Source organism: Virgibacillus salexigens (assembly GCF_014905415.1).
In the GTDB taxonomy this organism is placed as follows: Bacteria; Bacillota; Bacilli; order Bacillales; family Amphibacillaceae; genus Virgibacillus; species Virgibacillus salexigens.
On the sequence record NZ_BNEO01000056.1, the window covers coordinates 1 to 362 of the forward strand.

Consider the following 362-nt stretch of genomic DNA (forward strand, 5'->3'; position numbering starts at 1 on the left):
CAAGAAATTCTTCCACGACTGCTGACAAGTACGGCACTTAAAGGTAAAACTAGGTCACTGCGTTCAAGAGTCGCCACAAAGTGAAGACTTATAAAAGCAATTTCCATTTCTGAAAAATTATTATCAAAGACCTCCCTTAATGATTCTTTGACTGTTTTATAAATTTCAGGATTATCTTTATTTATCTTTTTGATAAAATCATTTTCTTTTTTAGGAAAGAGGACTGGTAACATCTCTGATTCTTTGAGATGAGCATATAGTAAACCATATAAACGGTCATCTTTCCCAAATTCTATCTCAAGAATTGTTGAAACTTTATCAATGAGTTGGCGAATTTTATAAGAAAAATCGGTATCAAATTT

The 362-nt window shown here is 31.5% G+C and carries 1 protein-coding gene; it reads right to left on the reverse strand.

Annotation, left to right across the window (positions count from 1 at the left end):
* The coding region (locus JKP73_RS22200) for a PRD domain-containing protein (protein ID WP_200411988.1) at positions 1–362 on the reverse strand (362 nt) is incomplete at both ends.